The organism is Rhodococcus sp. WB9 (genome assembly GCF_007558985.1).
Classification (GTDB): domain Bacteria; phylum Actinomycetota; class Actinomycetes; order Mycobacteriales; family Mycobacteriaceae; genus Rhodococcus_F; species Rhodococcus_F opacus.
The window spans coordinates 167900-192219 of sequence record NZ_CP041769.1; the positions used below are offsets into that span (position 1 = coordinate 167900).

General features: G+C 67.7%; 29 protein-coding genes and 1 tRNA gene. 13 read left to right on the forward strand and 17 right to left on the reverse strand.

Annotated features, from left to right (window positions below):
• Positions 1-39: 39 nt before the first annotated feature.
• Entirely contained in the window at positions 40-1011 is a 972-nt protein-coding gene (locus tag FND50_RS00755) for a helix-turn-helix domain-containing protein (protein WP_144284419.1), read from the forward strand.
• On the opposite strand, the gene FND50_RS00760 is transcribed toward FND50_RS00755, so the two are convergent.
• Together FND50_RS00760 and FND50_RS00765 are read right to left on the reverse strand one after the other, a co-directional pair.
• Positions 1001-1465, reverse strand: a complete 465-nt coding sequence (locus FND50_RS00760; RefSeq protein WP_005249087.1) for a hypothetical protein — start codon at positions 1463-1465, stop codon at positions 1001-1003. The genes FND50_RS00755 and FND50_RS00760 overlap by 11 nt on opposite strands.
• Before the next feature lie 161 nt (positions 1466-1626).
• A complete protein-coding gene (locus FND50_RS00765) occupies positions 1627-2187 on the reverse strand; it encodes a hypothetical protein (RefSeq protein ID WP_144284420.1) in 561 nt (186 codons plus the stop codon).
• A 100-nt stretch (positions 2188-2287) separates the two neighbouring features.
• Between FND50_RS00765 and FND50_RS00770 the strand changes: the two genes are divergently transcribed.
• Positions 2288-2815 (forward strand): peptidylprolyl isomerase, encoded by a 528-nt coding sequence (locus FND50_RS00770; RefSeq protein WP_005263459.1) that lies wholly within the window; start codon positions 2288-2290, stop codon positions 2813-2815.
• 13 nt (positions 2816-2828) lie between these two features.
• Positions 2829-3746, forward strand: coding sequence for a rhomboid family intramembrane serine protease (locus FND50_RS00775; protein WP_144284421.1), 918 nt, complete (start codon positions 2829-2831; stop codon positions 3744-3746).
• On the opposite strand, the gene FND50_RS00780 is transcribed toward FND50_RS00775, so the two are convergent.
• Together FND50_RS00780 and crgA are read right to left on the reverse strand one after the other, a co-directional pair.
• A complete protein-coding gene (locus FND50_RS00780) occupies positions 3740-4198 on the reverse strand; it encodes a PH domain-containing protein (protein WP_144284422.1) in 459 nt (152 codons plus the stop codon). The genes FND50_RS00775 and FND50_RS00780 overlap by 7 nt on opposite strands.
• 67 nt (positions 4199-4265) lie before the next feature.
• Positions 4266-4529 carry a cell division protein CrgA gene (crgA, locus tag FND50_RS00785; RefSeq protein ID WP_144284423.1) on the reverse strand — a complete coding sequence of 88 codons (264 nt, stop codon included), beginning with the start codon at positions 4527-4529 and terminating at the stop codon, positions 4266-4268.
• Positions 4530-4648: 119 nt separating this feature from the next.
• Here crgA and FND50_RS00790 point away from each other — a divergent pair, with 119 nt between their 5' ends.
• Both FND50_RS00790 and FND50_RS00795 read left to right on the forward strand, forming a co-directional pair.
• A complete protein-coding gene (locus tag FND50_RS00790) occupies positions 4649-5350 on the forward strand; it encodes a DUF881 domain-containing protein (RefSeq protein WP_144284424.1) in 702 nt (233 codons plus the stop codon).
• 54 nt (positions 5351-5404) lie between these two features.
• On the forward strand, positions 5405-6058 hold the full coding sequence (locus tag FND50_RS00795) for an aminodeoxychorismate/anthranilate synthase component II (protein WP_005263451.1): 654 nt from the start codon (positions 5405-5407) through the stop codon (positions 6056-6058).
• A gap of 60 nt (positions 6059-6118) precedes the next feature.
• Here the strand turns inward: FND50_RS00795 and pknB are convergent, their stop codons facing one another.
• The 7 genes from pknB to FND50_RS00835 form a co-directional block, all read right to left on the reverse strand.
• The gene (gene pknB / locus FND50_RS00800; RefSeq protein WP_144284425.1) at positions 6119-8038 is read right to left on the reverse strand and encodes a Stk1 family PASTA domain-containing Ser/Thr kinase; all 1920 of its coding nucleotides are present in this window, start codon (positions 8036-8038) and stop codon (positions 6119-6121) included.
• The gene (locus FND50_RS00805) at positions 8035-9420 is read right to left on the reverse strand and encodes a protein kinase domain-containing protein (RefSeq protein ID WP_005561059.1); all 1386 of its coding nucleotides are present in this window, start codon (positions 9418-9420) and stop codon (positions 8035-8037) included. Before FND50_RS00805 ends, pknB begins: the two co-directional genes overlap by 4 nt.
• 2 nt (positions 9421-9422) lie before the next feature.
• Complete coding sequence (locus FND50_RS00810) at positions 9423-10910, reverse strand: penicillin-binding transpeptidase domain-containing protein (RefSeq protein ID WP_005263445.1); 1488 nt, start codon at positions 10908-10910, stop codon at positions 9423-9425.
• Entirely contained in the window at positions 10907-12361 is a 1455-nt protein-coding gene (locus FND50_RS00815) for an FtsW/RodA/SpoVE family cell cycle protein (protein ID WP_005249076.1), read from the reverse strand. The genes FND50_RS00810 and FND50_RS00815 overlap by 4 nt, the downstream gene beginning before the upstream one ends.
• A complete protein-coding gene (locus FND50_RS00820) occupies positions 12361-13830 on the reverse strand; it encodes a PP2C family serine/threonine-protein phosphatase (protein ID WP_144284426.1) in 1470 nt (489 codons plus the stop codon). Before FND50_RS00820 ends, FND50_RS00815 begins: the two co-directional genes overlap by 1 nt.
• The gene (locus tag FND50_RS00825) at positions 13827-14291 is read right to left on the reverse strand and encodes an FHA domain-containing protein (protein ID WP_005249074.1); all 465 of its coding nucleotides are present in this window, start codon (positions 14289-14291) and stop codon (positions 13827-13829) included. Before FND50_RS00825 ends, FND50_RS00820 begins: the two co-directional genes overlap by 4 nt.
• Positions 14292-14547: 256 nt before the next feature.
• On the reverse strand, positions 14548-15852 hold the full coding sequence (locus FND50_RS00835; protein WP_005263441.1) for a DUF3662 and FHA domain-containing protein: 1305 nt from the start codon (positions 15850-15852) through the stop codon (positions 14548-14550).
• Between the two features lie 255 nt (positions 15853-16107).
• Here FND50_RS00835 and FND50_RS00840 point away from each other — a divergent pair.
• The 5 genes from FND50_RS00840 to FND50_RS00860 all read left to right on the forward strand — a co-directional run bounded on the left by FND50_RS00840 (position 16108) and on the right by FND50_RS00860 (position 18759).
• Positions 16108-16193: transfer RNA gene (locus tag FND50_RS00840), tRNA-Leu, on the forward strand.
• 280 nt (positions 16194-16473) lie between these two features.
• Positions 16474-16869, forward strand: a complete 396-nt coding sequence (locus FND50_RS00845; RefSeq protein ID WP_144284427.1) for a DUF6292 family protein — start codon at positions 16474-16476, stop codon at positions 16867-16869.
• 54 nt (positions 16870-16923) lie between these two features.
• Positions 16924-17577, forward strand: coding sequence for a hypothetical protein (locus FND50_RS00850; protein ID WP_144284428.1), 654 nt, complete (start codon positions 16924-16926; stop codon positions 17575-17577).
• On the forward strand, positions 17574-18035 hold the full coding sequence (locus FND50_RS00855; RefSeq protein WP_144284429.1) for an RDD family protein: 462 nt from the start codon (positions 17574-17576) through the stop codon (positions 18033-18035). Before FND50_RS00850 ends, FND50_RS00855 begins: the two co-directional genes overlap by 4 nt.
• 40 nt (positions 18036-18075) lie before the next feature.
• Complete coding sequence (locus FND50_RS00860; RefSeq protein WP_144284430.1) at positions 18076-18759, forward strand: helix-turn-helix domain-containing protein; 684 nt, start codon at positions 18076-18078, stop codon at positions 18757-18759.
• Here FND50_RS00860 and FND50_RS00865 read toward each other — a convergent pair.
• A complete protein-coding gene (locus FND50_RS00865) occupies positions 18749-19144 on the reverse strand; it encodes a VOC family protein (protein ID WP_186301215.1) in 396 nt (131 codons plus the stop codon). The genes FND50_RS00860 and FND50_RS00865 overlap by 11 nt on opposite strands.
• A 110-nt stretch (positions 19145-19254) precedes the next feature.
• On the opposite strand from FND50_RS00865, the gene FND50_RS00870 reads away from it, so the two are divergent.
• From FND50_RS00870 to FND50_RS00880, 3 genes are all read left to right on the forward strand, one after another.
• Positions 19255-19650: an SRPBCC family protein gene (locus tag FND50_RS00870; RefSeq protein WP_186301216.1), complete on the forward strand. Its 396-nt coding sequence runs from the start codon at positions 19255-19257 to the stop codon at positions 19648-19650.
• 112 nt (positions 19651-19762) lie between these two features.
• Positions 19763-20221, forward strand: coding sequence for a hypothetical protein (locus tag FND50_RS00875; protein ID WP_186301137.1), 459 nt, complete (start codon positions 19763-19765; stop codon positions 20219-20221).
• Positions 20194-21237, forward strand: a complete 1044-nt coding sequence (locus FND50_RS00880; RefSeq protein WP_144284433.1) for an IS3 family transposase — start codon at positions 20194-20196, stop codon at positions 21235-21237. Before FND50_RS00875 ends, FND50_RS00880 begins: the two co-directional genes overlap by 28 nt.
• Here FND50_RS00880 and FND50_RS36570 read toward each other — a convergent pair.
• The 5 genes from FND50_RS36570 to FND50_RS00905 all read right to left on the reverse strand — a co-directional run bounded on the left by FND50_RS36570 (position 21209) and on the right by FND50_RS00905 (position 24282).
• Entirely contained in the window at positions 21209-21841 is a 633-nt protein-coding gene (locus FND50_RS36570) for a DUF6531 domain-containing protein (RefSeq protein WP_260851090.1), read from the reverse strand. The genes FND50_RS00880 and FND50_RS36570 overlap by 29 nt on opposite strands.
• A complete protein-coding gene (locus tag FND50_RS36575; RefSeq protein ID WP_144284435.1) occupies positions 21820-23067 on the reverse strand; it encodes a putative T7SS-secreted protein in 1248 nt (415 codons plus the stop codon). The genes FND50_RS36570 and FND50_RS36575 overlap by 22 nt, the downstream gene beginning before the upstream one ends.
• Entirely contained in the window at positions 23003-23281 is a 279-nt protein-coding gene (locus tag FND50_RS00895) for a putative T7SS-secreted protein (protein ID WP_144284436.1), read from the reverse strand. Before FND50_RS00895 ends, FND50_RS36575 begins: the two co-directional genes overlap by 65 nt.
• Positions 23282-23596: 315 nt before the next feature.
• Positions 23597-23905, reverse strand: coding sequence for a hypothetical protein (locus FND50_RS36580; RefSeq protein ID WP_260850861.1), 309 nt, complete (start codon positions 23903-23905; stop codon positions 23597-23599).
• Positions 23905-24282 (reverse strand): hypothetical protein, encoded by a 378-nt coding sequence (locus FND50_RS00905; protein WP_005263426.1) that lies wholly within the window; start codon positions 24280-24282, stop codon positions 23905-23907. The genes FND50_RS36580 and FND50_RS00905 overlap by 1 nt, the downstream gene beginning before the upstream one ends.
• Positions 24283-24320: the final 38 nt, after the last annotated feature.

Below are 24320 nucleotides of genomic sequence, written 5' to 3' on the forward strand. Positions count from 1 at the left end.
GACATGGTCCGACAAGATATCGCCAGTTAGAGTGGGGTCATGATCTCCAAGGTCGCGACGCTCCTCCTCGACCGTGTCTCGATGTTCGAGTTCGGGGTGGTCTGTGAAGTGTTCGGAATCGACCGCACCGAACACGGGGTTCCGCCGTTCGACTTCCGGATCTGCGGGATCCGTCCCGGCGAACCGCTCGCGTCGATCACACCGGGACTGACGATGTCCGCCGACTGCGGGCTGGACTCCCTGCGCGACGCAGATCTCGTCGTCGTCCCGCCGCCGGGGGCGCAGTCCGACTTCCCGGTGGAGGCGCTCGACGCGGTGCGTGCGGCCGCGAATGCCGGTGCCATCGTCCTCAGCCTGTGCTCGGGCGTATTCCTGCTCGGCGAGGCGGGACTGCTGGACGGGCGCAAGTGCACCACCCACTGGGAGTACGTCGAGGAACTTGCCACCCGGTTCCCGACGGCGACCGTCGACCCCGACGTCCTGTTCGTCGACGAGGGCAACCTCGTCACCAGTGCGGGTACCGCCGCCGGCATCGACGCCTGCCTGCACGTGGTACGCCGGGAGCTCGGTTCCACCGTCGCCAACACGATCGCCCGCAGGATGGTCGTGCCGCCGCAACGCGACGGGGGACAGCGGCAGTTCATCGAACAGCCGGTGGTCGCGTGCACGTCGGACAGTCTGAGCGAGACCATGGCGTGGATGAGCGAAAATCTCGAGCTGCCGCACACGGTCGACGAGCTCGCGGCGCGCTCGTCCATGTCGACGCGCACCTTCGCACGCAAGTTTGCGGCCGAGACGGGCACCACCCCCGTGAAGTGGCTGACGACGCAGCGGGTCCTCTACGCACGGCAACTACTCGAGGGCACCCACCTCGGTCTCGAGGCGATCTCGAGGCGCAGCGGATTCGGGTCCGGTGCGCTCCTGCGTCACCATTTCAACCGGGTGGTCGGCGTCGCACCGGCGGACTATCGGCGCCGGTTCGGCTGCAACGCGGCCGAACTCACGCAATGAACGTGCCGATAGCCGGGTTCGCCTGGCAGATCGGGCTGCTGCCGAAGTTGATCGATCCGAACGCCGTCGCCACCACGTTCCCGACGCCGGTGTTCACCGTCGCGGACAGGAAGGGGTAGACACCGCCGAGGTTCACGATCCCCGACCGTCCGCTGTCGGTGTTGACCCAGGCCACGGTGACCTGCGCGGCTGCCGGGATCGGTGGAGCGGCGGGGCGTGACTCGAAGCGGATGTCGCCGTCGGCGATGGGCGGTGACGCCTCCGGCCCGGACTGTCCGGTGAGCGCCGTCAACGACATCAGGCTGCCCTGGTTCGGGCATCCGATGGTCAGAGCCGGGCCGCCGAACGGGTGGGGTGGGTCGGCGCCGGCGGGGCCGGCCGTCAGCACAGCCGCGGTGGCGGCGATCGGAAACGTGACGGCGGCGATGCGGTGGACGATACGTCTGGCGGTCATGTCTGCTCCTCGGAACGGATCCTCGCGCTGGTGCGCATCTGCCTGCGGGATACCCCTGGTACAGGCCGTGAAACGAAAGGATCCGCAGATGCCGGAGGCCGTGCCTTCCGATCCTTCAGCCGCCCGGCTGGCCGCCGGGCGACACCGAGCGAGCGCGCGCCCTACTGGCCGGGGAGTGACGGATCAGTTGCGGTGAGGGGCTTCGTCGCGGTGGGCGGCGTGGGTTCCTGCGTGTTCGCGCTGTCGAGGTCGCGCAGGTTCGGGGGCGCGGACGCGACCCGCGGCTGCTCGCGGCGGCGGCTCTTGAAGAACACCGCCCCCCCGGCCACAGAGGCACCCACGAGGACGATGACCGCGATGCGACGGCCCTTCCGCGGCTTCTTCTCCTCGACCGGTGCCACGGCCGAGGTCAGGGGACGAACGACATCCTGGGCGACCTTCTTCACCGGCACGGTCCGGGCGCGTTCGTAGCCCTTCTTGGCCAGCGAGGCACCCTGACGGCCGAGGAACAGACTGAGCTGGCCGGCGCCGCGAGCCGTGGCGAGTGCCGCCGAGCGTGCGTAGCGCCGCGCCTGATCGACAGCCTCGGATTCCTTGACGCGGGAAGCCGAATCCTCGACGTGGGCCAGAGCGGTCTCGACTCGTTCGGAGACCTGCTCCTGCAGGGTCTCGGCGCGTTCGGTCGGAAGCAGATTCGTGAGGGACTCCGTCGCTCGTGTCATGTCCCCACTTTGTCACAAGAACCGGGAGCACGAACCGATCCGAAGGACTCGAGTCACCGCGGCCGAACCACACGGAACCCCACAATGGCAACATGGTGGTGTGACTTCACCTCATCAGACCGCAACCGCAACGCTGCACACCAACCGCGGCGACATCAAGATCGCGCTGTTCGGCAACCACGCGCCCAAGACCGTCGAGAACTTCGTCGGCCTGGCCAACGGTTCGAAGGACTACAGCACCGCCAACGCCGGTGGCACCGACTCCGGACCGTTCTACGACGGCGCCGTCTTCCACCGTGTCATCGACGGATTCATGATCCAGGGCGGCGACCCCACGGGTACCGGCGCCGGCGGCCCGGGCTACAAGTTCGGCGACGAGTTCCACCCGGAACTGCAGTTCGACCGCGCGTACATCCTGGCCATGGCGAATGCAGGCCCGGGAACCAACGGTTCGCAGTTCTTCATCACCACCGGCCCGACCCCGCACCTCAACCGTCGCCACACCATCTTCGGTGAGGTCGTCGACGAGGAGTCGAAGAAGGTCGTCGACGCCATCTCGACCACTGCCACGGATCGCGCGGACCGTCCGCTCGAGCCGGTCGTGATCAACAGCGTCACCATCGCGTAGGGAACCGCAGCACATGACCAACCCCGGCTGGGGCGGTGCCGCGAACGAGGGCACTCCGCCCCAGCCGCGGTGCGTCCGCCACCCCGATCGGCCCACTGCACTGTCGTGCAATCGGTGCGGTCGTCCCGCGTGCCCCGAATGCCTGCGCGAAGCAGCCGTCGGCTACCAGTGTGTCGACTGTGTGGCCGCCGGGCAGCGTGATGTCCGTCAGGTCCGCAACGTCGCCGGCGCCGTGACCACGCAGCGTGCGGTGCCGCTCGTGACGTACATCCTGATGGCCGTGAACGTCGGCATCTTCCTGATCACCGCGGCGCAGTCCCGCAGCATCATGCAGAACCAGGCGGGATCGAAGCTCTTCGCGGACTGGGCGCTGTTCCCACCCGCTGTCGTGGACGGGCAGATCGTCCGCTTGCTCGGCAGCGGATTCCTCCACTTCGGCATCATTCACCTGGCCGTCAACATGTTCGCGCTGTGGGTGATCGGCCGCGACACCGAACTGGTCCTCGGGCGCGCCCGCTACGCCTGCGTGTACTTCGTGTCCCTGCTCGGCGGTTCCGCCGCAGTGATGCTGTTCCAGCTCGGCGCGGTCACCGCGGGGGCGTCGGGCGCCGTCTTCGGACTGATGGGCGCTCAGGCCGTCATCCTCCTGCGGCTGCGACGCAGCCCCGCACCGGTGATCTCGGTGATCGCCGTCAACGTGATCATCAGCATCACGATCCCCGGCATCTCACTGTGGGGGCATCTCGGCGGCCTGGTCGCCGGAGCCGCGGCCACCGCGGGAATCCTCTACGGACCCCAGCTGCTGGGCGCCGGGAACAACCGGGAGAAGGCAATCACCGTCGGCTGGATCTGCCTCGGCGTCGTGGTGCTGGTGCCACTGGCCGTCATCGCGGTCCGCACCCTGCAGCTCCGCGCGAGCTTCGGCTACTGACCCCGGCCCACCAGACGATGCACCGCGAGGGCGTCGAACACGTCCTCCGGATTGGTGCCGAGATCCCAGCGGCCGAAGATCAGGAGGCGTTCGGTGCCGTCATCGGTGCGGATGTCGATCTCGAGCATCGGCACCCGGCGGCCCAGCCGGGGGTAGCGCACGAGCCGCGCGCGTTCGATCTCCGAGCGGGCATACCTGTGGCGGCCTCTCAGCCGGTTCACCACGATCCCGCCGCCCTCCTTGTCGACGGCGAGGCGCGGGCGTTGCCGGAGCGCCGACGCGGCGGTCAGCAGCAGCCCGAGGGCGGCGACGCACACGAGAACACGGCCCGCCGGCTCCGTCGACACCGCAAGTCCCGCGACCCCCAATGCGACTCCGCCCGCAGCGAGCGCGATCACCGCGCCGAGGGGCGTCGACCACTCCAACGGTGCCTCGTCAGCAGACATCAGCACTCGACCTGCGCCTATCCACAGGGGTTGTCCACATTGGGGATGAATGACATCGGTGTAATTGCGATCGTCAACGCCAGCGCATCGTCATGATCAGACCGACCACCATGAAGCCGAATCCGATGAGGAAGTTGTAGGCACCGAGGTTGTTCATCCACTCGAGCTGGTCGGCGGCCAGGTAGTAGACGAGCAGCCACACCAGCCCGACCAGCATGAACCCGAGCATCACCGAGACGTACAGGGTGCTGGAGGGGCCGGCCTTCACCTTCACCGGGGTGCGGCTCGCAGGGTTGATCGTGTAATCGGACTTCTTTCGGACCTTCGACTTCGGCATGACGTCCTCGTTCGTGCGGCTCTACGGGAATGTGGGCAGGTAGATTCGGAAATACCTGCGTGTGTACACGCTAACCTAGCCGCGATTCGCGCGGCGAGGACGAGGGGACGGAAACACCGGTGACCAGGTCGATCTTCTGGCGGATCGCGGTGCTGGTGGTGTGTCTCGTGGCCGGTCTGCTGGTGGCCACCACCCGTCAGGTGTCGCACGGCAACGAGATCCGCGCAGGCGATTCCACCCGGCTGTCCGACCTCGTGCGGAACGCGCAGTCCGAGACCGACCAGGTGGCCGAGACCCGCGACCGGCTGGCGGCGCAGGTCGAGTCGCTGCAGCAGGACGCCGCCACCTCCGACAGCGGTGTCGCGCAGGCGCTCGCCGACACCAAGGCGCTCGCCACGGATGCCGGACTCACGCCGATGACCGGTCCCGGCGTCACCGTCACCCTCACCGACGCCCCCCGCGACGCGGACGGCAAATATCCCGTCGACGCGTCCCCGGACGATCTCGTCGTCCACCAGCAGGACGTCCAGAGCGTGCTGAACGCGCTGTGGGTGGGTGGCGCAGAGGCGATCAGCATGCAGGACCAGCGAATCGTGAACACGTCGGCGCCGCGCTGCATCGGCAACACCCTGCTGCTGCACGGCCGCACCTACAGCCCGCCGTACGTGATGTCGGCGATCGGGGACCCCACGCGACTGGAGGCGGCGCTGGCGAACGAACCCGGAATCCGGGTGTTCAAGCAATACGCGTCGCGGTTCGGCCTCGGCTATTCGGAGGCGGCGTCCGGCCAACTCACCGTGCCCGGCTACGCGGGGCACTGACCTGAACGGTCCCCGGCCGAGCAGCGCACGAGGCGGGCAGAATACCCTGCTTCCATGAGGATTCTCGTCGTCGACAACTACGACAGCTTCGTGTTCAACCTGGTCCAGTACCTCGGACAGCTGGGAACCCGGGCCGTGGTCTGGCGCAACGACGATCCGAACCTCACCGGGCCCGATGCCGTTGCGGCGGCCGCGGCCGAGTTCGACGGCATTCTGCTGAGCCCCGGCCCCGGCACACCGCAGCGGGCAGGCGCGACGATGGACCTGGTCACGGCATGCGCCGCCGCCGAGACACCGCTTCTCGGGGTGTGCCTCGGGCACCAGGCGATCGGGGCCGCGTTCGGCGCGACCGTCGACCGGGCACCCGAACTCCTGCACGGCAAGACCAGCGTCGTCCACCACACCGGCGAGGGCGTTCTCGCGGGTCTGCCCGACCCGTTCACCGCCACGCGCTACCACTCGCTGACCGTCCTGGAAGACACCATCCCGGACGAACTCGAGGTCACCGCCCACACCGACAGCGGCATCGTCATGGCGATGCGGCACCGGGAACTGCCGATCCACGGCGTCCAGTTCCACCCGGAGTCCGTGCTCACCGAGGGTGGGCACCGCATGCTCGCGAACTGGCTCACCGTCTGCGGCGAAGCCCCGAAGGAATCCCTCGTCGCCACCCTCGAGACCGAGGTCGCGCAGGCATTGGGCGCGTAGCGCCCGTGCGCCTTTGTGGTAGCTACCGCAACCAGAAAGGCGCACAGGCGGCGGAGCCGCCTACCGCGGGATGCCCAGCGCGCCGACACCGACCGAGACGACACCGTTCTTGGTGATCTCCGATCCCGGCGGCTGTTCCTGGCTGATGATCTTGCCGACCATCTCCGGGTCCAGGGTGGACGTCTGCGTCTGATTGATCGAACTCGACGACCCACTCCAGCCGGCGCTGCGCAGCTCGGCGAGCGCCTGCGACACCGTCTTGCCCGTCAGGTCCGGCATCTCGATGTTGTTCCCGTTCGACACCCGGATCTGGATGGTGTCGCCCTTGGCTGCGGTGGAGCCGCCGACGGGGTCGGTGGAGACGACCTGGCCCTTCGGCACACCGGAATCGATGTTCTGGATCTGCACCTTGAATCCGGCACCCTCGATGTTGGCCTGCGCGACCTCGACCTTCTGGCCGGTCACGTCGGGGATGCGGATCTGCTCCGGCCCGGTGCCCAGCGTGACGGCGACCTCGGAGTCGAGGGAGATGCTCGCCCCGGAGGACGGGTTCTGCTCGATCACCTTGTCGACGTCGGACACGTCGGACGGTGCGCGGGCGACGGCGGTGTCGAGCCGCAGACCCACCGCGTTCAGCTCCTGCTGCGCTTCCTGCTGGGTGAGGCCGGCGAGCCGCGGGACCTTCACCTGTTCGGGTCCGGACGACACCTCGAGGGTGATCGTGCTGCCCTCGTCGACCTGCACCCCGCCGACGGGCCGGGTGGTGATGACGTTGCCGGTCGCCACGACGGCGTCCGGTTTCTGCTGCCGGGCGACGCGGAAACCGAGGTTCTGCAGTGTCGTCTCGGCGTCGTCCGCGGCCTGGTTCGTGACGTCCGGCATGGTTACCTGATCGGCCTTCGAACCCGGTCCCACGGACCACAGGAACGCGCCGACGATGCCGACGACGATGAGGGCGCCCAGCGCCATCAACGCCACCCGCATCGGGTTCTTCTTCTTGTCGGGCTCGCCGCCGTCCGTCTTCGACGCGGTGGCCGGGGTGGGTGACTGCGGGCGCCGGTAGTTCCCCGCGCCGGAGTCGACGGCACCGAGGATCGTGGTGCGGTCCTCGTCGCTCATCACCATCGGCGCGCTGGGGCGCTGCCCGCCGAGCACCCGGACCAGGTCGCTGCGCATGTCCGCGGCGGTCTGGTAGCGGTTGGCGGGGTTCTTGCTCATCGCCTTGAGGATCACCGAGTCGAGCTCACGCGGAATGTCCGGGTTGACCACGGACGGAGTCTGTGGGTCCTCCCGCACGTGCTGGTACGCGACCGCGACCGGGGAGTCACCCTTGAAGGGGGGTTCTCCGGTGAGGATCTCGAACAGCACGCACCCGAGCGAGTACACGTCGGAGCGGGCGTCGACCTGCTCGCCGCGGGCCTGCTCGGGCGACAGGTACTGGGCGGTGCCGATGACGGCAGCGGTCTGCGTCATGGGGCTGGACGCGTCGGAGATCGCTCGCGCGATGCCGAAGTCCATCACCTTCACCGCGCCCGCCCGGTTGATCATCACGTTGGCGGGTTTCACGTCGCGGTGGACGATGCCGTTGCGGTGGCTGAAGTCGAGCGCCGCGCACACGTCGGAGATGACCTCCATCGCGCGGCGGGGCGCCATCGGGCCCTCGCTGCGCACGATGTCCCGCAACGTGTCGCCGTCGACGTACTCCATCACGATGTACGGCAGCGGTCCCGCGTCGGTTTCCGCCTCGCCGGTGTCGTAGACGGCCACGATCGCCGGATGATTCAGCGCCGCGGCGTTCTGCGCCTCGCGGCGGAACCGGAGGTAGAACGTGGGGTCGCGGGCTAGGTCGGCGCGCAGGACCTTGATCGCGACGTCACGGCTGAGCCGGACGTCGCGGGCGAGGTGGACCTCGGACATGCCACCGAAGCCGAGAATCTCACCCAGCTCGTAGCGTGAGGAGAGGTTGCGCGGTGTCGTCATGGCAGTCCTTGTGGGGTCGGAGTAGTTGACTCCTCCGACGTGGTCGTCGTGGTCGTCGTCGTGGGTGCGGTGGTGGTCGTGGTGGTGGTAGTCGTCGTCGGCTCTGTCGTCGTCGTGGTCGTCGGTTGCGTGGTGGTCGTCGTGAACGGCTGGGTGGTGGTCGTCGTGTACGGCGGCTCGGTGGTGGTCGTCGGTTCCTCGGTCGTGGTGGTGGTCGTCGGCCGCGGTGTCGTCGTGATCGTCCGCAGCGACGACGTGATCGCCGGCGACGTCGGTTCCTTCGTGTCACCACCGTCGAACAGGACGAGCGCGAGCGCGATGATCGCCGCCAGCACGAGCAGACCACCCGCACCCCAGGCCACGGCCTTCTGGCCGCTGGTCAGCCCGCCCTTCTTGCCGTCACCGTTCGAGTCGTCCGGCGGCACCTGCCCCGTGACAGGTCCCGCGTACGCGGTCTGCGAGGGCGGCATCATCTGGGTTGCGCCGGTCATCGGCGGGGGCAGTACCCGCGCCGCCCCGGTACCCGACATGCCGGGCGGCGGGGGACGCCTGCCTGCCCGGACCGCCGCGACCGCGTCGGCGAACTCTCCACCACTGGCGTAGCGGGTGCTCGGATCCTTCGCGATCGTGATGTCGATGAGTTCACGGATGTTCGGCGGCAGGTCGCTCGGCAACGGTGCCGGTGCCTCCTGCACGTGCTTCATCGCGACCGTGATCGCGCCGTCGCCGACGAACGGGCGACGTCCGGACAGCGCCTCGTAGCCGACGATGCCGAGAGAGTACACGTCGCTCGCCGCGGTCGCGTCCTGCCCGAGCGCCTGCTCGGGGGCGATGTACTGCGCGGTGCCCATCACCATGCCGGTACGCGTGACCGGCGAGTTCTCCACGGCCTTCGCGATGCCGAAGTCGGTGATCTTCACCTGGCCGGTGGGGGTGATCAGAATGTTGCCCGGCTTCACGTCCCGGTGCACGACTCCGGCGTCGTGCGCCACCTGCAACGCCCGGCCGGTCTGCTCGAGCATGTCCAGGGCGTGCGGCACCGCGAGACGGCCCACCCGTGCGAGGACGGCGTTGAGCGGCTCACCGTTGACGAGTTCCATCACCAGGTAGGCGGTGGAATCGCCGGTGGCGTCGCGGACCTCGCCGTAGTCGTAGATCCCGGCGATGCCGGAATGGTTCAGCTGCGCGGTGGTGCGCGCCTCGAAGCGGAATCGTTCGACGAACTCCGGGTCGGACGAGAACTCGGACTTCAGCACCTTCACCGCGACACGACGGTTGAGCCGGTTGTCCGTCGCTTCCCAGACCTGTCCCATTCCGCCCGTGGCGATGAGCCGGATCAGGCGGTATCGATTGGCGATCAGCGCGCCGTTGTTCAGTGCCACAATCAGCCCCCTTGTAGTCCGGCTGCGATGACGGCACGGCCGATAGGTGCAGCCACCGAGCCGCCGGTTGCGGCCAGTGCACGATCTCCGCCGTCCTCGACGATGACCGCGATGGCGACGGTCGGGTTCTGGGCGGGTGCGAATCCGATGTACCAGGCGTGGGGCGGGGTGTTCCGAGGGTCGGTCCCGTGCTCGGCGGTGCCCGTCTTGGACGCGATCTGGACGCCCGGGATCTTGCCTTCGCCGCTGGTGTTGTTCTCGGAACCGATCATCAGGTCGGTCAGGGTGGCCGCCACCTGGGACGACATCGCCTGGCCTTCGGAGACCGGGTTGGTGGTCGCGAGGTTGGACAGGTCCGGGCCCTGCAATTCGGATACCAACTGCGGTTGCATCCGCACGCCACCGTTGGCGACGGTAGCCGCGATCATCGCGTTCTGCAGCGGAGTGAGTGCGACGTCTCGCTGGCCGATGCTGCTCTGGCCGAGTGCGGCGTCGTCGGGGATCGATCCGATCGTGCTGTCCGCGACGGGGAACGGGACGCCGGGCATCTGCCCACCGATGCCGAGCGCGCTGGACTGGTCGCTGACGGCGTCGGTGCCGGTCTTGACTCCGAGTTCGACGAACGCCGTGTTGCACGACCGCGCGAACGCCTCACGCAACGACGCGGTGGGGGCACCGCCACACGTGGAGCCGTTGTAGTTCTCGAGCGTCGTGGAGGTGCCGGGAAGGGTGATCTGCGGGGCCGCGGTCAGCTGGGTGTCGGGGGTGGTTCCGGCGGCGAGCGCGGCGGCGGTCACCACCACCTTGAACGTGGAACCGGGCGGGTACGTCTGCGACACCGCACGGTTGATCAGCGGCTTCTCCGGGTCGGCGTTCAGGGCCTCCCACGCCGCGGTGGTCTCGGTGCCGTCATGGCTGGCGAGCGAGTTGGGGTCGTAGCTCGGGGTGCTGACCATCGTGAGGATGCGTCCGGTGCTCGGCTCGATCGCCACGACCGAACCGGTGTAACCCTTCGCCGTCAGCTCGTCGTACGCAACCTGCTGCATGACCGGGTTGATGGTGGTCACTACGTTGCCGCCGCGGGGGTCGCGCCCGGACACGAGGTCGAAGAAGCGTCGTCCGAACAGCCGGTTGTCGGAACCGTTGAGGACCGGGTCCTCGGTCCGCTCGAGACCGGTGCTGCCGTATTGCATCGAGTAGAACCCGGTGACCGGTGCGTTGGCCAGCGGGCTGGACGGTGCCGCCGGGTTCGGCGGGTAGGTGCGCAGGTACTTGTAGCGGTCGTCGGTCGGGACGGACGCCGCGAGCACCTGGCCGGCCGCCGAGATCTGGCCGCGCTGACGCGAGTACTCGTCGAGAAGCACGCGTGAGTTCCGCGGATCGGCCCGCAGGTTGTCCGCCTTGATGACCTGGACGTAGGTGGCGTTGGCGAGGAGGGCGACCACCATCACCATGACGGCGATCGCGACGCGACGCAGAGGTGTGTTCATGAGCGCGGCACCATCTCGGTCGGGGCGTCGGCGATGGGTGCGGGGCCCTTCTTCTTCGGGACGGCCGGCTCACGGGCGGCGTCGGAGATCTTGATCAGGATCGCGAGGAGGAGATAGTTGGCGAGCAGCGACGACCCACCGTACGACATGAACGGCGTGGTCAGCCCGGTGAGGGGGATCAGCTTGGTGACGCCGCCGACCACCACGAACACCTGCACCGCGATCGTGAACGACAAACCGGCCGCGAGCAGCTTGCCGAAGCTGTCCCGGACGGCCAGCGCGGTGCGCAGACCACGGATGACGAGGATCAGGAACAGCATCAGGACGGCGGCGAGACCGATGAGACCGAGCTCCTCACCGATCGTGGCGACGATGAAGTCGGTCTTCGCGAACGGCACCTGGGCGGGCCGTCCGCTGCCGAGTCCCGTTCCGGCGACGCCACCGGTCGCGAGCCCGAACAGCGACTGCGAGATCTGGTAGCCGGTGTTGTTGTAGTCGGCCAGCGGGTCGAGCCAGGTGCTGACGCGGACCCGGACGTGGCCGAACAGCTGGTAGGCGAAGAAGAAGCCGATACCGAGCAGTCCGGCGCCGATCAGCAGCCATCCGACGCGCTCGGTGGCGATGTACAGCATCACGAGCACGGTGCTGAACAGCAGCAGCGACGTGCCGAGGTCCTTCTCCAGCACGAGCACACCCACCGACACCATCCATGCGAGCAGGATGGGTCCGAGGTCGCGGGCGCGGGGGAGGTCGATGCCGAACACGTGCTTGCCTGCGGTGGTGAACAGGTCGCGCTTCGCGACCAGCACCGACGCGAAGAAGATGATCAGAAGGATCTTCGCGAACTCGCCGGGCTGAATGCTGAAGCCGGGGAGGCGGATCCAGATCTTTGCGCCGTTCACCTCGGAGAAGCTGGACGGCAGGATCGCCGGGATGGCGAGGAACACCAGTCCGGCGAGGCCCAGCGTGTAGCTGTAGCGGGCCAGGAGGCGGTAGTCCTTGAGCAGCACCAGCACCGCCACGAAACCGGCGATGGCCAGCGTCGTCCACAGCACCTGCTGGTTGGCGTCCGGCGACGGCACGGGCAACCCGAAGTAGGCGGCGGACTGTGCGTCGGCGAGGTCGAGTCGGTGGATCAGCACCAGTCCGAGGCCGTTGAGCAGCGCGACGATCGGCAGGATCAGCGGGTCGGCGTACGGAGCGAACCGGCGCACCGCGAGATGCGCGATCAGGAACAGCGCCGAATAGGCGGCGGCGTACTTGGCGAGATCCCAGGTGATGCTCTGTTCCTGGCTGGCCTCGACCAGCACCAGCGAGATCGTCGTGATCAGGATCGCGAAACCGATCAGGATCAGCTCGGTGCCCCGACGCGTCGACTGGACGGGGGCTGGCGCGAACCCGCCGGGTGGACTGGGAAACTGCGCCCCCGGTGATGCACTTGCGACCGACATCAGCTAGCCGTCCTGCAGTTCTGACCGGGAACCTGGGTCACGGTCGGCGCCGGGGTGGCGGTCGGAGTCGGGGGTGCGGTCGGCCCCGGAGCGGGCGGTACCTCGGCCGGGGGAACAGGTGCAGGCGCGGGCGGCGGCGTGGTCTCCGGGACGGGAGCCGGCGTCGGTGCCGGCGTGGTCGTCGTGGTGGTGGACGACTCCGACTCGCAGACCGGAAGCAGATCGTTCTGGGCGAGCCGCGTCATCTGGTTGCGGACGTCGTCGAGCTTGCCCGAGGGCAGCCCGGCACGCACCTGCTCGCGGGCGGACGGCTGGAGGTCGTCGACCTCGAGGATGGTGCACCCGTTCGGCGATTCGGTCGGCGACATCAACGTCAGGTCGCCGGCATCGCTGACACAGCCGACGAGATTCGCTTCCTGCAGCGAGTAACCCAGCACCGAGCCGGGGACTCCGCGCAGCACGGTGACGCGTTCGCCGTCGGCGCCGACGTAGTAGTTGTTGCGGACCAGAGCCCGCCCCACGAAGGCAGCGACGGCGACCACGACGATCAGACCGAGCGCGAGTGCAGCCCACCACATGCGGTGACGCTTCTTCTTCGTCGGCGGTTCCTCGACCTGCGGGACGACCCGCTTCGGGGTGGCCCGCGGCGGACGCATCGCGGCGGCACGCCCCGCGGCCGTGTTGGGCGGCGGGGTGTCCTCTTCGTCGTCGGCGGAGGCGGCACCGGCGACGATGGGGTGGCTCTGCCCGTAGTCGAGGTCGATGACGTCCGCGACGACGACCGTCACGTTGTCCGGGCCGCCGCTGCGCAGGGCGAGTTCGATGAGCCGGTCGGCGCACTCGTCCTGCGAGCCCTCCCGCATCGTGTTCTCGATGGTCTCGTCGCTGACCACGTCCGACAGTCCGTCGGAGCACAGCAGGTAGCGGTCGCCCGCACGCGCCTCGCGGACCGTCAGCGTCGGCTCGATCTCGTTGCCGGTGAGGGCTCGCATGATGAGCGACCGCTGCGGGTGGGTGTGAGCCTGCTCGGCGGTGATCCGTCCCTCGTCGACGAGGGACTGCACGAACGTGTCGTCCCGGGTGATCTGCGCGAGGGAGTCGTCGCGGAGCAGGTAGGCGCGGGAGTCACCGATGTGGACGAGCCCGAGCTTGTTGCCGGAGAACAGGATTGCGGTGAGCGTGGTGCCCATGCCGTCGAGCTCGGGGTCCTCCTCGACGTGGTCGGCGATGGAGTCGTTGCCCTCCCGGGTGGCGGCCTCGAGCTTGCCGAGAAGGTCTTCGCCGGGCTCGTCGTCGTCGAGATGCGCGAGGGCCGCGATCATCAACTGCGACGCGACCTCACCGGCCGCGTGCCCGCCCATGCCGTCCGCGAGCGCCAGCAGGCGGGCCCCGGCGTACACGGAATCTTCGTTGTTGGAACGGACAAGGCCACGGTCGCTGCGGGCGGCATAGCGGAGTACGAGGGTCACGGGCGCAACTCGATTACCGTTTTGCCGACCCGTACGGGGGTACCGAGCGGCACGCGGACAGATGTGGTGACCTTGGCGCGATCCAGATACGTGCCGTTGGTCGAGCCGAGGTCTTCGACGTACCAGTCGGCGCCTCGCGGGGAGAGCCGAGCGTGGCGGGTGGAGGCGTAGTCATCGGTGAGAACGAGGGTGGAGTCGTCGGCCCGGCCGATGAGGACGGGCTGGGTGCCGAGGGTGATGCGCGTGCCGGCGAGGCCGCCCTGCGTCACCACCAGATACTTGGCCGTCTTGGTCTTTCCCAGCGACGGCAGCACATTGCCGCTGCGCGAATATCGGGGCGGCACACGGACGCCGGAGCCGGCGTAGATGTCGCCGCGCAACGCCCGCAGAACGGTCCAGACGAACAGCCACAGCAGAAGCAGGAACCCTGCTCGTGTGAGTTGCAGAATCAAACCTTGCACGGCAGTCCACCTCCTTCTGTGGCCGGAACGTTCGAGGTTCCAGCGTCTTTTTCTGGCAGCATCATAGGGGCAACCCGCACCCTGCGATCAGGATACGGACAGCCCACAACGATACGGAGTCCCCACCGTGTTACGTCCGACACGGGCTCCGACGCGGTGTCGGTCCAGTATCGAAGCCGTCTCGGTTGTGTCTCGGTGAGGGAGTTCGGGATCGGGTATCGGCGGTGTCTACTGGGGGACCTGATTCGTTGGAGCCTCAGAGGATTCGGACCAGGATCTCCGAATGACCTGCCCGGATGATGTCTCCGTCGGCCAGCTGCCAATCCTGCACGGGGGCACCGTTGACGGTGGTTCCGTTGGTGGAGCCGAGGTCGGACAGCATCGCGACCTGTCCGTCCCAGCGAATGTCGATGTGGCGGCGCGACACACCGGTGTCGGGCAGGCGGAACTGTGCCTCCTGGCCGCGGCCGATGATGTTGTTGCCCTCACGCAGCTGGAAGTGGCGTCCGCTGCCGTCCTCGAGCTGCAGCGTCGCCGTGAACGTGTGGCCGTCGGTCGCGTAGGCCTGCTGGCCGTAACCGCCCTGGTCGTAGTCGGCGTAGCCCTGCTGGTCGTACGCCTGCTGGTCGTAACCGCCCTGCTGGTACCCGCCGCGGTCGTAACCCTGGTCGTAGCCCTGCGGCTGCTGGTAGCCGGCGTCGGCGTAGGAACCGTCCGGGTAGCGGGCCGGAGCCGCCTGCTGGTCGTACGCCTGCGGGTCGTAGCCCTGCTGGTAGCCGCCCTGCTGGTAGTCGTAGCCGGCGTCCGCGGGCTGGTCGTAGCCGGGAGCCTGCGCGCCCTGGTCGTACGCCTGGCCGTACGCCGCATCCTGGGGGTACCCGCCGCGCTGGTCGTCGGGGTACTGCTGCTGGTCGTAGCCGCCCTGCTGGTAGCTGCCGCGGTCGTAACCGTTCTGGTAGCCCTGCGGGTACCGCTGATCCTGACCTGCATGGGCATGACCGTTGCGCGCGTACTGGGGATCGGGATTGCGGTTGCCCGCTGGTTCGCGGCTGGGGTCGTAGCCTGAGTTCTGCGTCATGGGGCCAGCTCCTGGATTCGACGTGACGGGTACAAACGGTGCCTGTGGTCGCGGTGCGGGACCGCCTGGCGGTTCGGGTCGCCCCGGCGTGGCCGCCCCTGGGCGGCCGGCGTCCGGATCCACCGAACCCCGGGTGCGGAACTGCCCGGTGTGCAGTGAAGGCGACGGTTCGAACGCGACATGAATGGGACCATACGTCTGCCAGCCCTGGTCGCGAATGAAGTCTTCGAGGTGTCGGGCGAAGGCCTTGACCGTCAAGTCTCTGTCGGCGGCAAGTTCTTCGTGGTCCGAGTTGTTGATGGCGATGACATAGCTGTTCGGCGCGAGCAGGTGCCCACCGTCCAACTGCTGGATTCGGTCGGAGGCTTCCTGCTGAAGCGCGGCCTCCACCTCCTGTGGCACCACGCCGCCGCCGAAGACCCGGGCGAACGCGTCACCCACGGCTCCCTGGAGCTTCCGCTCGAAACGTTGAACTATCCCCATCGGAACCTCCTCACGGTGCCTGGCTGTCGGGCCTTCTGTCCTCGGTGCGCGGTGGCTGTGACGGGACATGTCCGTGTCGCGGCACTGCCGTGCGTGTATCCCACGGTACTGTCATTGCCTCGGGCCACGACACGGGTCTACGCCATTGCATGATATCGGTCTTTGTCTGGACGGGTGTTTTTGTGGACTTTTCGGGTCCTGACCTGTACGAATCGTAATTTCTGGCGACCTCGTGTTAATGTTTCCGGGTCGCTCGGGCGAGTGGCGGAATGGCAGACGCGCTGGCTTCAGGTGCCAGTGTCCTTCGGGACGTGGGGGTTCAAGTCCCCCTTCGCCCACCACAAGCGATTCTCCGGAATCGCGACATCGAGGCCACGAACTCCACGAGTTCGTGGCCTTTGTGTTTTCCCCGCAAGGGGCGGGGGTGGTGTATCCCCACCCCAGGGTGGCTACCGGGCGCCCCGTCGCCGCCCGACGATGGAGTAGAAGCTTCGTCGCGAACCTCCGGCCCTCACGGACCCGAACCCGTCCTCTCGGCGGTCCGTGACGAATGACTCAAGTGTGAACCTGCCGTCCGGCTCTTTCCGCTGGGTTTCTGCGAACGTCGAGAGTGGGTTGTGTATGAGCATCAGCCAGGTCCGGGCCACCAGCTCGGCGAATGTCGGTGAGTACGTCGGTTCCGTCGCGACGACGGTGGGCGCCCTGTCGGTCGACTGGTGGTGCACCCCCGCTTTCGACGCGGTCGTGACCCTGTCCTGCGAGATCCCCTACTACCGCGGCCGGAAGGCCGTTCTGGCCTGGAACCGCCACTTCGGGTGGTCGCTCGGGGTACACGGACTCACCCAGGGGAACGTGCTGGTGGTCGAGGGACTCGGGTTGGGACCGGCACCGGAGCCCGCGCACTGCTCGGATCGGGTCGCCGAGTTGATCGCCGAACTCGCCGACTGGGCCCCTCGGCCGGCGTCCGGACAGCCCGCCCCACGTATCGTGCACGGCCCCGGCGCACCCCGCGGGTGACTCAGATTCCGGGAACCCCTGCATCTCCGGCGTAGACCGGCTTGGATTACGAGTATGGACGGCAGGAAAGACCCCGATCCGCTGCGCCTCGCGGCCGGCGTCGCCGCGACTGCCGGCGGTGCGTTGCAACGTGTGATCGGATTCGGCGTCGACACGGCGCGACTCCTGCCGGGCGTCGATCCGCTGCTGGTCACCCTGGAGGAACGCGGCACCCAGACACTCCGCAGCGCGGACGAACTCGCGGATCGGTTGCTGCACGCGGTACTCCGGAGAATCGTGCAGGTCGCTCTTCAGGAGGTTGACCTCACCGCGATCGTGCGTGATCACGTCGACCTGGACGTCGTCGCCGAGGGCATCGACATCCAGCGCATCATCGACCGGGTGGACGTGGATGCCATCGCCGCCCGGGTGGACATCCCGCAGATCCTCGATCGCGTGGATATCGACGCCGTCGCCGCACGGATCGACGTGGATGCGATCGTCGACCGCGTCGACGTGGACTCCGTCATAGGGCGGGTCGACCTGGTGGTTCTGGCCGACACCGTGATCGAGGGCGTGGACCTGCCGCGCATCATCCGTGAGTCGACGGACTCGATGTCGAACGAGGCGGTCCGCGGCGTGCGAACCCAGGGCATGCAGGCCGACGACGCCGTCGCCGGGTTCGTGGGCAAGTGGTTCGGGCGCGGGCACGAACCGGACGATGCATGAGCACGCCGGCGCATCGTGCGGCCGGGATCGTGACCCGCGGACTGGCCGCAGGTATCGACCTGGCGGTCGTCCTGGCCATGATGGGCGGCATCTATGTCGGAGTGTTGTTCCTGCGGTTGCTGTTCTCGCCGCAGGAGTTCTCGTTCCCCGATGTCAATGCCGTGCTCTCCGCGACCTTGTTCATCGGCGTGGCGGTGCTGTACCTGACGGCATGCTGGTCGGTGAGCGGCCGCACCGTCGGTGCCGTGACGATGGGGCTGCGGGTGGTCAGCCGCAACGGTGAACTGATCGGCTGGCTGCGGGCCCTTCTCCGGGCGGTGCTGTGCGTGATGTTCGGGTTCGGATTGCTGTGGGCGGCAGTCGACGGCCGCCGCCGGTCACTGCAGGACATTCTGCTGCGGACCGCCGTCATCTACGACTGGGAGCCCGATCTGCATGTCGGCGAGCCGGAGATCTGACGCCACGCAGAGTGTCGTAGCAGCTGCCTAGCATGGGGTCATGTACACGGAGCGGCGGTCGGTGTTCCCCGGCGCTGTGGTGTGGCAGAAGACCGCAGCCGGGGGTGAGGCGGCCATCCTGCCCGACGGCTGTATGGACCTCATCTGGATGAATGGTGACGTCGTCGTGGCCGGCCCCGACTCCCGGCCGTATCTCACCCGGAGCCGCGAAGGTGACCGCTACGTCGGATTACGTTGTTCCCCAGGCACTCTGCCGGATCTCCTGGGGACGCCGGCGGAGGAGCTGACCAATCTGCGGGTGCCGCTCGCCGAGGTGCTGACAGACCGCGCCACCACGGAGTTCCTGGGCAGGATCGCCGACGACGCCGATCCGGACCGGGCGCTCGAGGAGTTCGCGAGATCTCGCCGGCTCCTCGGGCCTCCGCCGGACGGCAGGATCCCCGCTATCGCGCGACTTCTGGAGCAGCAGAAGTCCGTCCGTGAGGTCGCGGACCGGATCGGTGTCGGCGAGCGCCAACTGCACCGCCTGTGCCGACGGCAATTCGGTTACGGGCCGAAGATGCTGGCCCGGATCCTTCGGTTGCAGTCGGCACTGGGGCTGGCGGATTCATCCATTCCCGCAGCTCAGGCCGCCGGCATGGCGGGGTTCGCCGATCAGGCCCACCTTATCCGCGAGGCGCACGAGTTGACCGGCCGCACGTTCGGTCAGCTGGTCACGGTGTGAGCGCGGCGAACAGGTCGACGGGGTTGCCGTCGGGATCGTCGACGGTGGCGTAACGCTGGCCCCACGGTGCATCCCACGGCTTCTTCCGACCGGTGTAGCCGTCGCCCGTGAACTCGTCGAACAGCGTGTCGACGTCGGCGGCGGTTCCGCAGTCGAAAGCGAGGGCGAGGCGATGCCCGCCGGCCGGTTCGGTCCAGTCGGGTGTGAACGAGCGGATGGTCTCGACCGTGTCCCACAGCAGGCGGACACCACCGGTAAACTCGAATTCGACGTGCGGTGCCTGATCGGCGTCAGCGGGAATGTCGAGTCCGAGCCGCCGATAGAACGCGAGCGACGTGGGCAGGTCGTGGACGACCAGTTCGATGGCACTGAATGTTGCGGTCATACCGAGAACGCTAACGACCTCAGGCGGACCCGCATTGAAGGTTTCGGACATGAGCACCGGAGTCCGATTTCTTCAATCACCTGTGACGTGTAGCGGGGATGCTGGGAGCCATGACCACCGAATCAACCCACATCAGTGTGTTCATCGCTCGGACCGCCGCCGACGTGTACGCCTATGCGAGCGACCCCGCCAACCTCCCCGCCTGGGCGGCGGGCCTGAGCACCAACATCACCCGGGACGGCGACCGCTGGCTCGCCGACTCCCCGATGGGACAGGTCGCAGTGGCCTTCGCACCTGCCAACGACTACGGCATCCTCGACCACGACGTCACCCTCCCCAGCGGCGACACCGTCTACAACCCCGTGCGGGTTATTCCTGACGGCGACCACAGCGAAGTCGTCTTCACCATCCGGCGACGCGACGGCGTCACCGACGAAGAATTCGCGGAGGACGCAGCAGCCGTCACGGCCGACCTACAGAGATTGAAAGGGTTGCTGGAGGCGTGAGGGGTTCGCGGGCACATCCGCGCACTGATTGGCCACACGCGCGCGCAATTCGTTCGTTGTCAGGATGGTCGTGAGACACCCGACTACGAACGCGGGGAAGCTGGAGCATGACGTGATCGAGGCAGAGGTCGGACGAACCCCCACCGGCAGACGCTCTTATCCGGTGGCCTACCGGATCGAGTTCCTGCGGCGCTGGGACGAGTGCCTGGAGCGAGGAGCCAAAGCTCGGCTGATGCGGGAGAACAACCTCGACCGTTCCACAGTCCAGGCGTGGCTCAAGGCCCGCAATCGGGGAGAATTCACTGCATCAATGGTGACCGCAGCGGAGAAGTCGAGGAGCCGTCGGATGAACAGTCGTGAACGGGCGGAGGTGGCCAAGCTCCGCGCGGAGAACGAACGGCTCAAGGAGAAAGTGGTCCAGGCCGAGGCCGCGCAGCAGATTCTGGGAAAAGCATTCGAGCTCTTGCAGGGGATCACCGAGCGCTCGACGGAAGATACGACGGAGATCCCGCCGGCCCTGATGAGCGCGAGCGAGTACGCGCAGTGGCTCGAACGCAGAAGTCTGTCCTGATCGACACGGTCACCGCCCTCCACGGGCAGGCCGGTATGCCTGTCGCCCGGGCGAGTGCCCTGCTTGGTCTGGCCCGGTCGAGTTACTACCGGCTGGCCCACAATTACCAGCACTACCGACCGGTCGAGGAGCCGATCCCGCACATCGATCGCCGGCAACCGGCGGCGTTGTCGGCGACCGAGCGGCGGGTGATCATCGACCTGCTGCTCGCCGAGGAGAACGCGGATCGGTCTGTGGTGCAAACATATTGGCGTTCGTTTGATGCGGGCTTGGTGGCCTGCTCGGAGCGGACGTTCGACCGGGTCGCCCGGTCGCAGAATCTGACCGGGGATCGCCGGCGCACCCGCCGCGGCGGAAGCACTGCGAGACCGAAGCCGGTCGTGGCGGCCGCGCAAGTGGGTCAGTTGTGGTCTTGGGACATCACGATGCTTCAAGGGCCGCGTAAGCAGGACCGGTACTTGCTGTATCTGGCGATCGACGTCTTCTCCCGTTACCCGGTGGCGTGGCGGATCGAGTACGCCGAAACGACACAGCTGGCGGTGCTGATGTTCGCTGCCGCGTTCGAGAAGTTCGGAGCGCCGCTGGTGTTGCATGCCGATAACGGGGCATCGATGCGCTCGACCGGGCTCCTCGATGCCCTCGAGTCGGCGGGGGTGTCCGCGTCGTATTCGCGGCCGCGGGTCAGTGACGACAACCCGTTCTCCGAATCGCTGTTCAAAACACTCAAGTACGACCTGAGCTGCCCGGACCGGTTCGACAGCATCGACCACGCCCGGCAGTGGACCGAGCAGTTCCTGCACCGGTATGCCACCGAGCACCGGCACAGCGGTCTGAGTCGGCACACACCGGCGGCGGTGTTCTTCGGCACCGCCACCGAGACCCGTTTGCACCGTCAGGACCGGCTCGACCGGATCTGGACCGAATATCCCGAACGGTTCCGTCGCCGCCCCCGAGCGCCGGAACTACCCCAATTGACAGGAATCAATATCAACCACGACCTGTCTCAGACAGGTTGACAACTTCCGAATTGCGTGTGAAGCTGGCCAAAATGTGTGCGGATGTGTGACTTCGCTCAGCTATTGCCGCTCGGCGTCGACGGAAGATCTGCACCGTGAATCGCTTGGCTACCCCGGGGAAACCCGCCCCGGACCGTGTGTCGACGAGAACCCGGTAGCCACCGGAGTGCGACACCTCGACGGGAGTCCCGGAAGTGTCGTACCGGAAGAGGATGCGATTGCGGTGGCGGTCGGTGATCGCACTGATTGCGATGTTGCCGAGCACCGAGTCGAGACCCTCCAGTTCCGCCTTGGGTGTGAAATGCCAGGTGAGTCCGCGGTCGGGGTCGTGAACCCGGTAGCCGCCGGTGTCGGTCCGCGACAGCGGCCAGCGCTGCCCGGAATCCGGCACCACCGGCGTCCCCACCTCGGGGTGCGGATACGTGAGCATGACACCGTCTTCGGCGAGCAGCGTCACCCCCGGTTCCTCGACCACCACGCGCATGCCCACGGTGGCCGACCAGCTCGGACCGAACCAGCGACCGAACCGATAGCCGGAACGATGCCGCCGGCCGAACACCAGTGGCAGCACACCGGGAAGTGTCAGATCGGTTTCGGGGAGCAGGAATTCACCGGTCGCGACGTCGACGGGGTCGCGGCCTTCGCAGTTCTGGTTGCTCGTGCGATCGGTTTCGGGGCCGGCGTCGTGAGCGGCGTCGTTCGCGCCCGAATCCGCACCGGCATGCTCGGCGGGGCCGGGATGGGCAGGTTCGGGACTGCGCGGTTCGGGAGTCGGTGCCGGGTCGGTGCTCGTCGGATCGGATGCGTGTCCGCGTGCGGAGTGGGCGAGTCGACGTGCGGGGTGTCGGGCTTCGGGATGTGGCTGACATCCGCGACGTCGTCGAGGAGTCGGGCACCGATGCCGAGGTCGCCGGCGGTGTCGAGCACGCGGACCGCGGTGCGAGCGCCTGCGACTCCTGCGCCCGCACCGCCGGTGGCGGCGGTGAGCACTGCGTCGCCGGTGAGGCTTCCGGCGAACTCGAGTGGGTTCTTCCGGATGTCGCTGACCATCGTCGAGACTATGGTGCCGGTGTCGGCGGCCGCGACCACGATTCCCGTCGCGAGGTTGGACAGGCCGGCCTGGTATTCGGCCGGATGCGTCATGTTGTAGGTGTCGGTCGGGTTGATCTGCCGGACGAACTGGACGATTCCGCTGAGTCCGGTGAGCAGACCGGAGTAGAAGTTGGCGACGCCCAGGTGCACGCCGTCGGTGGCGTCGGTGAGGTTGTTCATCCACCGTTCGGTGAAGGGCGGCTCCGTGGGGGCTGTCGCGGTGGCGCTGGTCAGTGCACCGGAGACCTGGCCGGCGACGCCGTCGCGGTCCGCTCGGGCGCCGCGCAGGATTTCGCGGGCCTCCTCGCGCATCGCGGTCCAGGTGTCGACGAGTGGGTGGTCTGCCTGTTGCTCACCGGTGAGTGCGTTGTAGGCGGACTTCTTTGCCCTCTCCTCCGCCTCGCCCTGCTTCCATCGCGCCACCGCGGCGGCGGCGCGGGCCTGGGCGGCTTCGACGGTATGACCCCAGGAGACGAGTGTCCGGGCTGCGGAATTCATCGCGTCGGCCGCATCGCGCCACAGTGCGGGTTGTTTGTCGATGATCTCGTTGAATCCGTCAGCCGCGCTGCCCGTCCAATCGGCCGCGTCGACGGTGCGCAGTGCGTCACCGGTGGAGCCGATGCTGGTGGCCAGGTCGGTCAGCGTGGTGGTCGCTTCGGCGATGGCCGACGGCTCACCGCGGATCAGTTCCTTGGGTTCTTCGGTCTGTCCCAGGTCCAGGTCGGTCGACGGGTCCACCGGTGGCACTGGCGATGTCGTCACCGAGATCGGTGAGGGTGTCTGCGATACCGTCGGCGCCGACCCGTTGCGCGAGTCCCGCCGCGGCATCGAGGCCCGAATCGGCAGCTTGCCCGACGTTCTCGACGGTGCTCTCGATCGCATTCTCGGCGGCGTCGCCGAAGTCGTCGATCGCACCCTTCGCGTCGTCCCACGTATCACTGAGCCAGCTCACGACGGACCGCCACCAGCCGACATGATCTCGGCGGCCTGCTCCGTTGCGTCGGTGTCCCGGTTTCGTGTGGTGCCCGAATCGAGCATGTCCGCCAGCGGTGAGACATTGGCGAGGGCCTGCGGGCCGACGGCGGCGATGACCTCGTTGTTGGTTGCGATGGTCTGGTCTGGTCTGCCGCCTCGAACGAGTCGAGGCTGTAATCGGCGTTGAGCGTCTGGGTGATCGGGTTGTCCGCGAGCGTTTCGCCCCACGTGCGGTCGCTGATCTCGTCGCCGCTGAGGTGGGGGTTGCCGACGGTGTTGGTCCACACCGTTTTCAGCGCATCCGAGTAGACCTGTTCGGTGGTGTAGTAGCTGCCCGCAGCCAGATCGAGGACGCGGCGATCTCGTTGGCCGACTGCACGAGATGACGGACGCCCCAGGACCACCGTTCCGCGAACTCCTCGAGACTCGTCTGGACCTCCTGCTTCCCGGCTTCCGTCGGCGACAGGGCGAGGAGGGAGAACCCGCGCCCCACGGATGCCGTTTCGCCGGTCCCGAGCCCGGACGGTGATTCGGTGATCGCCGTGATGCCCTGCGCCGCCTGGATCAGCACCGACGGGTCGACTTCGAGGTGGTCACCCATCAGGCCACCTCCTCGACTGCCGGCGGGAAGGCCATCGGTGTTGCACCGGCGACGTCGATGACGACCCCGGTCGGGCCGGGAACTGACGGGACGAGGATGTCGAGCAACCGCCACCCGAACACGGTGTGGAAGCGGCACGGCCCGCCCTGTTCGTCGCGGGCGAGCAGATACCGGGCGTATTCCTGCTTGCTGGTGAAGGCGCACACCCAATTCAGTCCGCCGAACGTGCTGGTCAGCAGCCGGTCGTCGCCGGTCAGCGGAATGAGAAGCAGCGCCGAACGGAGGGCGTCGGTCAGCAGCGCCGGCTGGCCGAAACCCTGACGGAACGCGTCCATTTCGGCGAGCAACGCGCTGCAGTCGCCGACGGATTCCCCCATGACAGCCCCCTGATGTCGAATGTCCTCCCCGCCCGGGA